General features: G+C 69.5%; 11 protein-coding genes and 1 pseudogene. 8 read left to right on the top strand and 4 right to left on the bottom strand.

All coding sequences use genetic code 11. The features are described from left to right. The coding region (locus ACWGJY_RS36505) for a hypothetical protein (RefSeq protein ID WP_453265203.1) at window positions 1-352 on the top strand (352 nt) is incomplete at its 5' end. A gap of 278 nt (window positions 353-630) precedes the next feature. Then, the gene (locus ACWGJY_RS36500) at window positions 631-1695 is read left to right on the top strand and encodes an NAD(+)/NADH kinase (protein WP_453265202.1); all 1065 of its coding nucleotides are present in this window, start codon (window positions 631-633) and stop codon (window positions 1693-1695) included. Window positions 1696-1953: 258 nt separating this feature from the next. Here the strand turns inward: ACWGJY_RS36500 and ACWGJY_RS36495 are convergent, their stop codons facing one another. Beyond that, entirely contained in the window at window positions 1954-2334 is a 381-nt protein-coding gene (locus ACWGJY_RS36495; RefSeq protein ID WP_453265201.1) for an STAS domain-containing protein, read from the bottom strand. A 471-nt stretch (window positions 2335-2805) separates the two neighbouring features. Here ACWGJY_RS36495 and ACWGJY_RS36490 point away from each other — a divergent pair, with 471 nt between their 5' ends. Together ACWGJY_RS36490 and ACWGJY_RS36485 are read left to right on the top strand one after the other, a co-directional pair. Further along, entirely contained in the window at window positions 2806-3036 is a 231-nt protein-coding gene (locus ACWGJY_RS36490) for a DUF6480 family protein (RefSeq protein ID WP_453265200.1), read from the top strand. Between the two features lie 249 nt (window positions 3037-3285). Beyond that, window positions 3286-4512 carry a carbohydrate-binding protein gene (locus tag ACWGJY_RS36485; RefSeq protein WP_453265199.1) on the top strand — a complete coding sequence of 409 codons (1227 nt, stop codon included), beginning with the start codon at window positions 3286-3288 and terminating at the stop codon, window positions 4510-4512. Between the two features lie 120 nt (window positions 4513-4632). Here ACWGJY_RS36485 and ACWGJY_RS36480 read toward each other — a convergent pair. Then, window positions 4633-5108: pseudogene (locus ACWGJY_RS36480) on the bottom strand (NADPH-dependent F420 reductase); the annotation flags it as partial. 274 nt (window positions 5109-5382) lie between these two features. On the opposite strand from ACWGJY_RS36480, the gene ACWGJY_RS36475 reads away from it, so the two are divergent. The 3 genes from ACWGJY_RS36475 to ACWGJY_RS36465 all read left to right on the top strand — a co-directional run bounded on the left by ACWGJY_RS36475 (window position 5383) and on the right by ACWGJY_RS36465 (window position 9244). Further along, window positions 5383-7002 carry a M4 family metallopeptidase gene (locus tag ACWGJY_RS36475; RefSeq protein ID WP_453265198.1) on the top strand — a complete coding sequence of 540 codons (1620 nt, stop codon included), beginning with the start codon at window positions 5383-5385 and terminating at the stop codon, window positions 7000-7002. Between the two features lie 353 nt (window positions 7003-7355). After that, window positions 7356-7925, top strand: coding sequence for a TetR/AcrR family transcriptional regulator (locus ACWGJY_RS36470; RefSeq protein ID WP_453265197.1), 570 nt, complete (start codon window positions 7356-7358; stop codon window positions 7923-7925). A 134-nt stretch (window positions 7926-8059) separates the two neighbouring features. Then, the gene (locus ACWGJY_RS36465) at window positions 8060-9244 is read left to right on the top strand and encodes a GDSL-type esterase/lipase family protein (RefSeq protein ID WP_453265196.1); all 1185 of its coding nucleotides are present in this window, start codon (window positions 8060-8062) and stop codon (window positions 9242-9244) included. A gap of 155 nt (window positions 9245-9399) precedes the next feature. On the opposite strand, the gene ACWGJY_RS36460 is transcribed toward ACWGJY_RS36465, so the two are convergent. Both ACWGJY_RS36460 and ACWGJY_RS36455 read right to left on the bottom strand, forming a co-directional pair. Further along, window positions 9400-9534, bottom strand: coding sequence for a hypothetical protein (locus ACWGJY_RS36460; protein ID WP_453265204.1), 135 nt, complete (start codon window positions 9532-9534; stop codon window positions 9400-9402). Window positions 9535-9606: 72 nt separating this feature from the next. Beyond that, window positions 9607-11322, bottom strand: a complete 1716-nt coding sequence (locus ACWGJY_RS36455) for a CocE/NonD family hydrolase (RefSeq protein WP_453265195.1) — start codon at window positions 11320-11322, stop codon at window positions 9607-9609. Between the two features lie 94 nt (window positions 11323-11416). Here ACWGJY_RS36455 and ACWGJY_RS36450 point away from each other — a divergent pair, with 94 nt between their 5' ends. Next, the gene (locus ACWGJY_RS36450; protein WP_453265194.1) at window positions 11417-12136 is read left to right on the top strand and encodes a TetR/AcrR family transcriptional regulator C-terminal domain-containing protein; all 720 of its coding nucleotides are present in this window, start codon (window positions 11417-11419) and stop codon (window positions 12134-12136) included. The last annotated feature ends 344 nt before the right edge of the window (window positions 12137-12480 follow it).

Genomic DNA, 12480 nt, shown 5'->3' with positions numbered 1-12480 from the left:
GCTGCGGCTGCGGCTGCGGCTGCGGCTGCGGCTGCGGCTGCGGCTGCGGCTGCGGCTGCGGCTGCGGCTGCGGCTGCGGCTGCGGCTGCGGCTGCGGCGGATGGTGTGCCTCCGGAGGGGGGACGGGCGCGACGGCGTCCTCTCCTGTTGTTCCGCCCGCATCCTCTTGCCGGTCTCCGTCTCCCCGAGCTGCGGTCCCGTGGGGATACCGGGGCTGTCGAAGCCCGGACTGGTGAACTCCGGTGCGGAGAAGCCCGGCCGCGTTGCGGGTTGTGAGGCATCAACTCCTGGCGTTGTTCACGCCATCCCAGGGCCATTTGACAGGGCGCTGGTGGGTGAGAGGGTGGAATGAGTGGACGCGTCGTCTCATCGGTGGCGGCAGGTGGCCGCCACCGCAGGGGCGGCTGACCGCTGCCGACGAACCCGGTGGTGAACCCGGCGGTGCGTGGTGCGCCGACATCTCGTTCGCGGTTCCGCAAAGAATCCCCATCCCCTCCCCATCGCTGCGCACCACCCCCTCCCCTCGTCGTTCTGCTCGCAGGCCGGCCCGCGTACGGGGCATCCAGAGGCAGAGGGAGAGGCGCAGGCACAGGGAGACGGAGAAGGAGAAGCCGACGGAGAGGACGCGGCGTGAGTGTGCAGCGGGTGGGCATCGTCGTCCATGAAGGGCGTCCTGCCGCCGTGGCGGCCGCCGGCGTCGTCCGACGGTGGTGCCTACGCCAGGGTGTCGGCTGTGTCGCCATCGATGTGTGGAGTCAGGACGAGCAACGGCGGGATGCCCGGGAAGAGGTCGATGCCGCAGGTGGCCCCGACCTGATCGTCACGCTCGGCGGCGACGGTACTTTTCTGCGCGGAGCACGCCTGGCCGCGCAGAACGACGCGCTCGTGCTCGGTGTCGACCTGGGCACCCTCGGCTTCCTGACCGAAGTCCCGGCCGACGATGTCGAGTGCGCGCTGGACACCGTCCACCGCGGCCAGGGGGACGTCGAGACCCGACTGATGCTGACGATGCGGGCGTCGAGGCCGCTGGAGCTCCCGGAGGGGATGGAAGCCCTGCTGCAGTACGGCCGTGGTCCCGCGCTGCCGGCTCCGCTGGTGCGCTCCGACTGCGCCGTCGCCCTGGACTGGGGTGTGGCCCTGAATGTGACGGCCCTCAACGACATCGTCCTGGAGAAACTGGCCCGCGACCGGCAGGTCTCGCTCGGCGTGTACCTCTCGGGCCGGCTCCTCGCCTCCTACTCCGCCGACGCCGTCCTGGTCGCCACACCCACCGGGTCCACCGCATACAGCTTCGCCGCCGGCGGCCCCGTCATCTCCCCCGCTGCCGACGCCATCGTCTTCACCCCCGTCGCCCCGCACATGACGTTCAACCGGTCGGTGGTCGCGGCCCCCGACGAGGCCGTCGCCCTGCGCGTCCTGGGTCACTCCGGGCGCGCGGCGGTCAGCGTCGACGGCCAGTTGCGCGGCGTCCTGGATCCCGGGGACTGGATCGGTGTCTACGCGGCTCCGTGGCGTCTGCGCGTCGTACGGCTCAGGCCGACCGACTTCTACGGCAGGCTGCGTGACCGTATGCGCCTGACCGACGCCCCCGCGGCAGCCGACGCCGATGTCACCCCCTTGTGGCCGCACACCAGCCCGCCCCCCGATGATCTCGCGCACCTCCGTCTGCCGCGCCCGTCCACGAACGTCGAGTGATCTGCACACCAACTGCCCAGCCTCCGGGGCGGATTACCGCGCGAACGGAGTGAGCCCCCTGCCCCGCGTCCAGGCGTGCCGCCGGTGGATCTCGCCGATGCCGTCCATATCGCCCGTGCCCCCAGGCATCCGCTCCGTGGAGGGCCGCCAGGCATACATCCGCTCCGTGGAGGGCCGCCAGGCCGCCCATGCGCCTCCGGGCGGACATGGGCAGCCATGGACAAATCTGGGTGCCACGAAGCCATGGGGCAGGCGAGGTCACCGTTTCGCGGTGTGCAAGCTTTCCGCCGGCCCCGGGTCAGCCGCGGGCCGCGACGCGATCACGGCGAGCGCGTCCTCGGGGCTCGCGTGGACCGGGGTGGTCACGCTGATCCCGGTCAGATCGAGCAGGCGCAGCACGACATCGGACACCGCTGCCAGATGCAGGCTCCCGTCGAGACGCTTGGTCTCGTTGGACGCACGGATGATGATGTTCAGCCCCGAGGAGTCCATGAACGGCACGGCTCGCAGATCCAACACGAGATACCGCCTCCCGTGCACGATCTGGTTGGCGAGCTGGTGGTGCAGGGATGTGCCGGTCTCGCCGTCGAGATCCCCCGACACGGTCACCACCGCCACGTCCGGCTCGGTGACGTTCACTTCGACGCTCAACTCGTACGAATCGGACACGATCTCCGCCTTCCTGTGGACCAGTGGAGCTCGCGTACCCCGTTGTCCCGGCTTCAGACGGAGGCAAAACGGCACCTGTTTCGGATCCGCCGGCGCACAGACGCGTCAGCTGTCCCTGCCCTGGATCGACCTCCTCCTGGTAATCGGCCTGTCCGGCACCTCACACCCGCCCGGGGCGACGGTTACGGTCCGCGGTCACGGCGCGACTGTCAATGAGGGGCACCCGGCTGATCGATCGCCCGTGACGACCGTGGCATTCACCTCCAGCGGCGCACACAAACCACGCTGACCAGCACGAACGCTCGACCTCGACCTCGGGCACGACCTCGGACTCGGGCTCGGGCAGGCACCCCTCCACCCCCGACAAGCCGACGCGTACCGCATCGCCGGAGTCGCGACCACCCACCACTTAATTCGCCACAAAACGGGCAAACTGCTGGTATGAGTTCTCCATATTCCGACCCGAATCCGCACCACGCCCCCGACCGTCCCCCTGCAAGTGGGGTCCCGCCCGAGGAAACTCCACCGGGCGAGGGCAGCACGGGTGCGGAGACCGGCCCCCGCGACAGCCAGACACGGGGCTGGGCCAAAGGCCCGGTCATCATCCTCGGCATCATCGTCATACTCTGCGCGGCATTCTTCATCGCGTACGCCGTGACCGTGACCGTTTGACCGCCGACACCCCATGCGCCGACGGTCTCGACGAGTTTGACCGGAGCCCGCGAGAGCGGTCCGCTCATCCGGCCTGACCCCGCCCTGGTTCAAACTGATCCACTCCAACGCCGATCCACCGCAACGCCGATCCACCCCAACGCCGGCCCGGTTCGACACCGGCCCGGTCCAAAGTGTTGACGCACCCGTGACGAGGCGTCACCCTGTGGGGCAATTGGTCTGGACCAGATTCGCTCCGCGGGAGGGCCTGTGCCACCTCGTCACGTCAGAACGCTCGCCGCACTCGTCTCAGCGGGCTGCCTCGCACTCACGGCGGCCGGCGCGGCGCTCGCCGCCGCCCACAGCCGCACCGCCACCCCGACACCGAAGGCCGTGGGCAGCAACTGGTACGCCGCGGCGCCCTATCTCATGCCGCTCGACAACGACCCGCCGGACGCCGGAGCGGTGATGGACGCCACCGGCCTCAAGGCGTTCCAGCTCGCTTTCGTCCTGGCCCCGAACGGCGGTGGCTGCTCGCCCACATGGGGCGGAACCAGCCCGGTGGGTTCGGACACCGCGGTGGCCGGCCTGATATCCGCGGTCCGCGCGAAGGGCGGAGACGTCTCCGCCTCCGTCGGCGGCTACGGCGGCACCAAGCTCGGGCAGAGCTGTACCACTCCCGAGGCGACAGCAGCCGCATACCAGCAGGTCGTCGACAAGTACGGCCTCAAGGCACTCGACTTCGACCTGGAGGAGCCGGAGTACGAGAACGCCGCCGCCATCCACAACGAAATCGGGGCCGCCAAGATCCTTCAGCAGCAGAACCCCGGCATCTACCTCTCCCTCACCACGGCCGGAACCGCCGACGGCACCGGCTGGTTCGGCAAGCAGATGCTCAACGAAGCCAAGTCCCAGTCCTTCACCCCGGACAACTTCTCCATCATGCCGTTCGACGGTGGCTTCAACGGCGCGGCTTCGCAGACCTCCGCCCTGACCGACTTCAATGCCGTGCTGCGCTCCACGTTCGGCTGGGACGAAGCCACCGCGTACGCCCACGAAGGCATTTCGCAGATGAACGGTCGCAGCGACACCGGTGAGTGCTTCACCCAGGCGGACTTCCAGGCGGTGCTGGACTTCGCGACCGCGCACCACATGGCGCGCTTCACGAACTGGTCGGTCAACCGGGACCGGCAATGCTCCCCGCCGGACAACAACGGCAAGACATCCGGCACCTGCAGCAGCGTCCCGCAGGGCGCGTACGACTTCACCAAGTACTCGGTGAAGTTCGCCGGGGCCACGCCCCCCACCACGCCGCCCCCCACCACCCCGCCGGGCGGCGGAAGCTGCACCGCGGCGGCCTACAGCGCCGCTTCCGTCTATGTGGGCGGCGACACGGTCTCGTACAACGGCCATACCTGGAAGGCCAAGTGGTGGACACAGGGCGAGACACCCTCCACCGGCGGTTCGGGCGTCTGGCAGGACCTGGGCGCCTGCTGACCCCAAAGGGGAGGAGCGTTCCCCCGGCCGCCGCCCCGGGTCACGGAGGGGGAGGCGGCCGGCCACAGCATGCCGCCCGGATCGGCGCGCCCTCTCCCTGTGACTTGCCTGCGCCTGCGCCTACCCCTGTGCCCGGAACGACTCCGGTCGCTCCGGTGATGCCTCGGCCAGGGCCTTGGTGACCCCTGCGACGCCCGCCCGCAGACCGTATACGGGGGTGTCGGGCTGCTGGCGCCAGGACGTGTCGATGCCGCCCGCGTCGACGGTGTCGAACCCCAGCTCGTCGACCAGGTCGCGGACGACCTTCTTGGCCGCCTCGTCGTCACCGGACACCGGCAGCGCGATCCGTTCGGGGTGGCCGGCGGGGCGCGGCTTGTCGAGAATGTCCTGCGCGTAGGTGCCGTTGAACGCCTTGATCACGGGGTGGCCGAGGTGCTGCTCGGTCCAGCGGCTCTCGGTCAGGCCGTCCTCGATGGCCGCGATCCGGCCGTCGCGTTCCTGGGGTAGTAGTTGCCGGTGTCGATGACGGCCACGTTCCCGGCTGCCTCGTCCAACAGGCCGGACGGCAGGTGCGGGACGGCTTTCAGCGTGGCCGTGGCTGCCGGCGCGAGGAGGGCCGGGGCGACGAGGGCCGGCGAACCGTCCACCACGGCCACGGCCACGGCTCCAGGCCCAAAGGCCTCGAAAGGCATCATGAAGCAGTTCCATTGGTGAAATTGTTGTTTCTTCTGTGTTGAACATCTGTCAAAAAGCGTCAACTCCTGGCACGCTCCCATCGATTCACTCCTTCTGCTCCACCGGGCACCCCACCCCTCGGTTGCCCGGCCGCATCTTGGGCCGCGACCCGCGGCCCTCACAAGGGAGACCGAGTTGAGACGGATCTCGTCCACCCCCCGCAAGAACACCCTGCGCGCTGCCGCCCTGGTCGCCTCCGCCGCCATGGTCGCCGTCGGCGTCCAGGCCGGCTCGGCCAGCGCCCAGCCGGACCGTGCGACCGGCACGTCGGCGGTCCAGCTCTCCGCCGCGCAGCAGGCATCCGCGTTCAAGGATGCTCAGCACGGTGCCACCGCCACCGCCGCGAAAATCGGCCTCGGCGTGCGGGAGAAGCTCGTTGTGCGGGACGTCATCAAGGACGCGGACGGCACGGTACACACCCGGTACGAGCGCACCTACGCAGGACTGCCCGTCCTCGGCGGCGACCTGGTGGTCCACGAGGCCAAGAACGGCACCCACAGCGTCACCAAGGCGACCGACGCCCGGATAACCGTGCCCAGTACGACCGCCGCGCTCGCCCCCTCCGCCGCGAAGAAGAGCGCACTCAGCGCTGCCGCCGCGAAGAAGGACGCCAAGACCAGCGCCTCCGCCGCGCCGCGCAAGGTGATCTGGGCCGCCACGGGCAAGCCGGTTCTCGCATACGAAACTGTCGTCACCGGCGTCCAGAAGGACGGCACGCCCAGCGAACTGCACGTCGTCACCGACGCGGCCACCGGCAAGAAGCTGTTCCAGAACGAGGCCATCGAGACCGGCACGGGCACCAGCACCTACAGCGGCAAGGTCGCGCTCACCACCACCAAGAGCGGGTCGTCCTACCAGCTCACCGACGGTGCCCGCGGGGGCCACAAGACGTACGACCTCAAGCAGCAGACGTCGGGCACCGGCACGCTGTTCACCGACGCGGACGACGTATGGGGCGGCGGCCGTCAGACCGCCGGCGTCGACGCGCACTACGGGGCCGCCGTCACCTGGGACTTCTACAAGAACACCTTCGGCCGCAATGGCATCCGCAACGACGGCAAGGGCGCCTACTCCCGCGTCCACTACGGCAGCAACTACGTCAACGCCTTCTGGGACGACAGCTGCTTCTGCATGACCTACGGTGACGGCGAGGGGAACTCCCACCCGCTCACCGCGCTCGACGTGGCCGCCCACGAGATGAGCCACGGCGTCACCGCCGCCACCGCGGGGCTCAACTACAGCGGTGAGTCGGGCGGCCTCAACGAGGCCACCTCCGACATCTTCGGCACGTCGGCCGAGTTCTACGCCAAGAACGCCTCCGACCCGGGCGACTACCTCATCGGCGAGAAGATCGACATCAATGGCGACGGCACCCCGCTGCGCTACATGGACAAGCCCAGCAAGGACGGAGCCTCGGCCGACTACTGGTCCAGTGGCGTCGGCAACAAGGACGTCCACTACTCCTCCGGCGTCGCCAATCACTTCTTCTACCTGCTGTCCGAGGGCAGCGGCGCCAAGACCATCAACGGCGTCAAGTACAACAGCCCCACCTCCGACGGCTCCAAGGTCACCGGCATCGGCCGGGACAAGGCCGATAAGATCTGGTACAAGGCCCTCACCACGTACATGACCTCCACCACCAACTACAAGGCCGCCCGCACCGCCACGCTGAAAGCGGCAGGGGCCCTGTACGGCACGACGAGCGCCGAATACAAGGCGGTCGGCGCCGCATGGACCGGCGTGAATGTGAAGTAAGCACCCCTCGTATACGGCGTCCTGGCACCGAATCCGGTGCCAGGACGCCGTACCGTGTGCCCCGGCTTCGGTGCCGGACGGCACCTCGCCTCTCCTCGGGCGCGACCGGCCGGCAGCGCCACTTCGATGGCGAGCTGCCCCCTCCTCAGTGACGGCCTCCGCGCTCCCCCATGACGCCATGGCCTTGCCGGCCGTCGCCGGTGAGCGCCGACGCCGCCTCTGCTACGCACGCGGTACCGTCCCGCACTCGCTTCAGCCAGCGGTTCCTCAATCGGCATGCCAAAAACGCATAACAAGTTGCCTACATGCATTAGGCAAATGCATAATCCATTCTGTCGAATGGGAGGACGGGCATGGTACGCGCAGGACTGACCACGGAACGCCTGACGCAGGCGGGGGCGGAACTGGCCGACGAGGTGGGCTTCGACCAGGTGACCGTTTCGGCGCTCGCCCGACGGTTCGACGTCAAGGTCGCGAGTCTGTACTCGCACCTGAAGAACTCGCAGGACCTCAAAACCAGGATCGCGCTGCTCGCCCTGGCGGAACTCGCCGACCGCGGTGCCGCCGCCCTGGCCGGGCGGGCCGGCAAGGACGCCCTGACCGCCTTCGCGAACGTCTACCGCGACTACGCCCGGGAGCATCCCGGCCGCTACGCCGCAGCTCAGCTGAGGCTCGACCCGGAAACGGCGGCTGCCAGCGCCGGTCGCAGGCACGCACAGATGATGCGGGCGATCCTGCGCGGCTACGACCTGACGGAGCCGGACCAGACCCACGCGGTCCGGTTGCTGGGCAGCGTCTTCCACGGCTACGTCAGCCTGGAACTGGGCGGAGGCTTCAGCCATAGCTCCCCCGACGCGCAGGAAACCTGGCCAAGGGTCCTGGACGCCCTCGACGCCCTGCTGCGGAACTGGCCCGCTCCCTGACCGGGCCCCCGCCGGCCGAAGGCCATCGGCCACGCGACGCACCAACAGCTCGCCACATCGACGCAGCCACACATCGGCGCATCAACGCGGCGACGCATCTCAACCATCCGGATATTGACCAACAGGCTGAGGCAATGCATACCGAACACCACTGGATCACCACGCCCGTCACCGCGGACATACTTCGCGGCGCCCTCGATCTGGAGCGCACCGCGCACGGTGTGCTGCCGCACCGGCTGCCCGCCTGGGCCCGCGCCCAGTACACCGACGGGCAATTGGCCATGGCGGAAGCCCAACCCTCCGGCGTACGGCTGGCTTTCCGCACCCGGGCCACCCTCATCGAACTGGACACGCTGCCCACCAAGCGGGTTTACGTGGGTGCCCCACCCCGCCCGGACGGGGTGTACGACCTGCTCGTCAACGGCCGCCTGGCCGGTCGGGCCGGCGTGACCGGCGGGAACACCCTGACCATCGATATGGCCACCGGATCCGCCGAGACACGGGCCGGTCTGCCCGGCACCCTCCGCTTCGCCGATCTGCCCGACGGCGCCAAGGACGTCGAGATCTGGCTGCCGCACAACGAGGCCACCGAACTCATCGCCCTGCGCACCGACGCCCCCGTCGAGCCCGCACCGGACCGGGGCCTCAAGGTATGGCTGCACCACGGCAGTTCGATCAGCCACGGCTCCGACGCGGCCGGCCCCACCACCACCTGGCCCGCAGTCGCCGCCTCCCTCGCCGGGGTGGAGCTGATCAACCTGGGTCTGGCCGGCAGCGCCCTGCTCGACCCGTTCACCGCCCGCACTCTTCGGGACACCCCAGCCGACCTGATCAGCGTCAAGATCGGCATCAACCTGGTCAACGCCGATCTGATGCGCCTGCGCGCCTTCACCCCCGCCGTCCACGGCTTCCTCGACACCATCCGCGAAGGCCACCCCACCACACCGCTGCTGGTCGTCTCGCCCATCCTGTGCCCCATCCACGAGGACACTCCCGGCCCCAGCGCCATGGACTTCGGCAGCCTCAGCGAAGGGCAGTTGCGGTTCCATGCCACGGGCGATCCGGCGGAACGCGCGAGCGGGAAACTGACCCTGGGCGTCATCCGCGACGAGCTGGCCCGGATCGTGGAACAGCGGGCGGCCGCGGACCCGAACCTGCGCTATCTCGACGGCCGTGACCTCTACGGTGCGGCCGACTCCGCCGAACTGCCACTACCCGACCAGCTCCACCCGGACGCCGCCACCCACCGCCGCATCGGCGAACGCTTCGCCAGGCTGGCCTTCACCGCCCAGGGCGCCTTTACGGACCGCAATGCCTGATACGTACCGGCGCGTCCGCGGGCGTGAGCTGCCGAGAACGCTGGTGGCCTGACCGAGGTCGGCACCGTCGGTCATGGCGAGGTTTGGCGCCCCCGCCGGCGAAGGGGGACATGCGGTGCGCGGCGTCCCCGAGCAGCCGTCACGGGCATGCAGTGTCAGGTCACGGTGACCACCACTGAGTGCCGGCCGGAGGCACCGTCAGGAAGGGGAGGGGCGCGCTTGTCGGTCTGGGTGTAGCCGGTGCGGTCGGTGGCCCGGACTTCGAGGGTGTGGGTACCGGACTCGGCCACAACCGCTACTGCTCGACAAAATCACTCCTGGGCAGGACAGGGGTACCTCCCGACCCGCCGCCCGCGACCGCTTCACGGGAACATATCCGTATTCCTCTTCTCGGGAAGGGGAAGGGGAAGGGCCAGGGGAAGCGTCAGGGCTGAGCCGGCGTGCAGCGTGATACGTACCGGCATGAGGCTGGTGGCTTCGGTCGTTGGCTGCCCGGTGCCGGTTTGACGGTCGAAGCGCGGGTGGGCGCCTCCGCTGATCTGGAGACGGATGCGGTGACCGGCGGCGAATCGGTAGGCGGTGGAGCTCATCGCCACGGTGGCCTCCGAGGGGGTCGGCCCAGTGGTCCGCAGTCGGGTCAGCCCATCGCAGATATTGGTGGAACGGCTCTCGGTGTCCACATCGCACAGGCGGGCGAAGACGTCGGCATAACCGGTGTCCGTGGAGATCCGCACTCGCGCGGAGACCGGGCCGAGGATGTCGACGGGTTCGGTCAGCGGCGCGCTGGTATACGTCAGCACGTCCTCTCGTGCCTCCAGGGCGCTGTTGTCGCGGGGGCCGGCGCTCGGGGACAGCAGGGGCCCGCCCAGGGAAGGCGTGGGGTCGGCCGGGTTGTAGTGGAAGGACGCCAGCGGTGTGGAATTCGCGGGGGGCCGCTGGGTGAGAGTGCCGTTCGCCCCGGGGTACCAGGCAGATGTGACGGGGGCCGGCGGCCAGTCGTCGAGGTCGCGCCAGGTGCCTTCGCCGCCGATGTGCACGCGTACGGGGGTGGGGCGCAGGCCGGCGGGGTCGTCGCACAGGTGCGCGCGCAGCCAGGCGAGGGTCTCGGAGAACACCTCTGGCCAGCCTTGCTGAAGCGCGGAGGTGTGCGTCCAAGGGCCGACGAGCAGAGCGGTCTCACAGCCGGCCCGACGCAGCCGGGCGAACTGCTGGAAGGTCTGGTCGGCCAGTCCGTCGTGCCACCCGGTGATCAGGCTGGTGGGCACCGCCAGCCGCTCCGCTGCCGATCCCACGGATGCGCCGTGCCAGTACGGGTCGGCGGCGTCCGGGTGGGTCATCGCGTCGTCCAGCCAGGGCACTTGGCCGAGGGCAGACGCGTACGCCTTGCGTAGCGGCAGCGCAGTGGTGATCCTACGCAGCCGGCGGCGCAGGCGCAGTGTCGCCCTCACGAACGGCGCCGGCCCCTGGTGTTGGTACGTCATGCCCAGACCGACGGCGAGCGCGTTCTCCAGGCGGAGCGCACCGCCTTGATGAAAGAGGGCATGGGGATCGTGCAGGCCGACCTGTATGGCCATCGCTTTGAGCTCCGGAGGCGGGTCCAGGGCGAGCGCCCACTGCACATAACCCAGGTAGCTGGGGCCGACTGTGCCCAGTACCCCGTTGAACCAGGGCTGTTTGCGCAGCCAGGACACGGTTGCCCGGCCGTCGGCGGCCTCATTGCTCCATGGGGCGAACCGGCCGCCTGAGCCACCGGTACCGCGGCAGCTTTGCAGGAGCACGCGGAAGCCTTGTTCGGCGAAGAGGATGCCGTACAGGGGGGACCAGGGCAGGCGCCTGCCGTACGGCGAGCGCACGAGAAGGGTGGGGAAGTCGCCCTCTGCGCGGGGGAAGTAGTGGTCCGTGAGCAGTGGACTGCCGTCGGCAGCCGGCACCACGAGCCCCGGTTCCCAGCCGACGGCGTGCTGTTCGGCCGGAAGATTGCGCCATGCCGCTCTCATCATCCGCGAGGACAGCGGAGGCTTCCCGGTGGGCACGGCCCGGTCGGGCCTCGGCACGACGTCATGCGTGTGTGCTGTCATGATTCCCCTCCACTATTCTCGTACGTCGTACGAGAATAGTGGATGCTTGGATGGCCTCCGCAAGTCCCAGTGGCCAGGAGAGGAACAAAAGATCGTGACCCGTCGTGACGGGACGGCCGGCGCCTCCGGCATCGATCCCCAACAGCTCTGGCTGAGCCCCCGCCGGCCCGGCAGAGGGCGCAAGCCCGCCTTCAGCCGCAAGGCGATCACGGCCGCGGCCGTCGCTCTGGCGGACGCCGAGGGGCTGGAGGCGGTCACCATGCGGCGCGTCGCTACGGAGGTCGGGGCCGGCGTCATGTCCCTCTACAGCTACGCCCGAGACAAGGAGACACTGCTGGAACTGATGGTGGACCACGTCAGTGCCGAACTCCCGACGGCAGATCCCCTCAGCGGCGAGTGGCGTACCGATCTGAAGGCCGTCGGCCATCTTCAGCGCGCGCTCATGCTCCGTCACCCATGGCTCCCCGCCGCGCTGTCCACCCGCCGGTCGCTCGGCCCGCACGCGCTGGCCTTCCTGGAACGCGCACTCGCCGCCCTGCGCCCCACCCGGCTGGACGGTGCCGCGAAACTGGAGGTCTTCAGCCTGCTCACCGGCTTCGTTGCCGGACACGTCGGCTACGAGATCACGCAGTCCGCAGCCGCGGGCTCACCCGGCCGGGCCGCGGCCGAAGCCCGCTACCTCGCCGCCGTCGCCGCCGACGGTCATCACCCGGAGCTCGCCGAAGCCCTCTCCGCACCTGGACGCCCCCTGGCTCCCGACGCCACGTTCACCCGGTTCCTCGACCGCCTGGTCGACGGCCTCGACAGCGACTGATCCCGATGGTTCAGTTCCCGGACCCACACCGACGCGAAGCGCGCCCGCGCATCTCCCTCCTCATCTCCTCCCGTGTCTCCTCCCGCGCCGGAAACCCTCACCACATCACCGAAGCCGGAGCGGTGCCCTTCGGCCTGTCCGAAGGGGACCGCTCCGGGTGGCCCGGAAGGGACAGGCTTCACTGTGATGCTTGCGAGGGATTCCCGAACCCTGGCACCGCTCGAACAGGGGATCAACGCTGAGCTGCAATGAGCTGCCCCGAGTTTCGTAGCGGCCGGTTTCTGTGGTTTCAGGCGGCGTTCGGGGCTGCCTGGGATCGGTAGTGCTGGGCTTCGAATTCCTCG

It is taken from the genome of Streptomyces sp. NPDC054765, from assembly GCF_053612065.1.
This window is presented reverse-complemented; position numbering and strand designations above follow the sequence as displayed.

Excerpts from the sequence above, each read along its gene's own strand:
- ACWGJY_RS36490 (WP_453265200.1), top strand. The coding sequence starts at position 2,806 with ATGAGTTCTCCATATTCCGACCCGAATCCGCACCACGCCCCCGACCGT.
- ACWGJY_RS36470 (WP_453265197.1), top strand. The coding sequence starts at position 7,356 with ATGGTACGCGCAGGACTGACCACGGAACGCCTGACGCAGGCGGGGGCG.
- ACWGJY_RS36465 (WP_453265196.1), top strand. The coding sequence starts at position 8,060 with ATGCATACCGAACACCACTGGATCACCACGCCCGTCACCGCGGACATA.
- ACWGJY_RS36455 (WP_453265195.1), bottom strand. The coding sequence starts at position 11,322 with ATGACAGCACACACGCATGACGTCGTGCCGAGGCCCGACCGGGCCGTG.